Genomic DNA, 1,318 nt, shown 5'->3' with positions numbered 1-1,318 from the left:
GGGCTGGGTCAGTTGCTGCGCCATCCGCTGGCCGCGGCGGGCCAGGCCCTGGCCTTTGGCCTGATCCTGCTGTCGATGGCCCTGATCGCCCTGCTGCGCGGCGAATTGCTCGACACCTGGCAAAACCAGTTGCCCAAAGATGCACCCAACTACTTTGCGCTGAATATCCTGCCGGCCGACAAGGAGGCTTTCGGCGCCCACCTGATGACCCTTCAGGCCCGCGCTGCGCCGCTGTACCCGGTCATTCCGGGGCGTCTGATCAGCATCAATGGCGAACCGGTGCAGGACATCGTCAGCAAGGACTCCAGTGGCGACAAGGCCATCCAGCGCGACCTGAGCCTGACCTGGGCGGCTGACCTGCCTGCCGAAAACCAGCTGACGGCAGGTAGCTGGTGGGGCCCGAAGCCCGAAGGCGATGTGCCGGGCGTTTCAGTGGAAGCCAAAGTCGCCGAAAGCCTCAAGCTGAAGCTGGGCGACCTGATGACCTTCACCATTGCCGGTGTCAATCGCGAAGCACGGGTCACCAGTTTGCGCAGCATCAACTGGGACAACTTCCAGCCCAACTTTTTCATGATTTTCCAGCCTGGCACCTTGCAGGACTTGCCGGCCACCTACCTCACCAGCTTTTACCTGGCACCGGGACACGACAAGGAAATCATCGAACTGTCGCGCACCTTCCCGGCCGTGACCATCTTGCCTATCGATGCATTGCTGGAGCAACTGCGCAGCATCCTGGCGCAAGTGACCATTGCTGTGGAATACGTGCTGCTGTTTGTGTTGGCGGCGGGCATGGCGGTGCTGTTTTCCGGCTTGCAATCCACCCTGGATGAACGCATTCGCCAGGGCGCCCTGCTGCGCGCGCTGGGGGCCGAGCGACAACTGCTGGTGAAGGCCCGGCGCATCGAGTTCGGCTTGCTGGGCGCCACCAGCGGCCTGCTGGCGGCGCTGGGGGCCGAACTGGTCAGTCTGGTGCTTTACCGCTTTGCCTTTGACCTGCCGTGGCACCCACATCCGTGGTTGTTGCTGTTGCCGGTGCTGGGCGCGGTGATGGTGGGCGGTGCGGGCGTGTTTGGCACACGCAGGGCGCTGAATGCCAGCCCGTTGACGGTGTTGCGCGAGGGTTGATATGGCCAGACACTATAAATCCTGCCGCTGAGGAGCTCAGCGGGGCAGCGATCGTCGTTTTGGTATTCAACTCTTACGCCGCGTACATATCCGGCATTCGCGCTTAACTGAAATATTGGTTTCGCCCTTACGGCGAGTCCCTTTTTGAAGGACCTGTACGGACCGGACACATGGTTGACGGGTGTGCGGGGAC

1 protein-coding gene is annotated in these 1,318 nt (G+C 62.1%); it reads left to right on the top strand.

Going from position 1 to position 1,318, the window contains the following annotated elements:
• Nucleotides 1-1,125, top strand: a 1,125-nt coding sequence (locus GHO42_RS02980; RefSeq protein WP_153384107.1) for an FtsX-like permease family protein, incomplete at its 5' end; no start/stop codon positions are given.
• Between the last annotated feature and the right edge of the window lie 193 nt (nt 1,126-1,318).

The sequence above is a fragment of the Pseudomonas sp. FSL R10-0056 genome, from assembly GCF_009600105.1.
Classification (GTDB): Bacteria; Pseudomonadota; Gammaproteobacteria; order Pseudomonadales; family Pseudomonadaceae; genus Aquipseudomonas; species Aquipseudomonas bubulae.
This window is presented reverse-complemented; position numbering and strand designations above follow the sequence as displayed.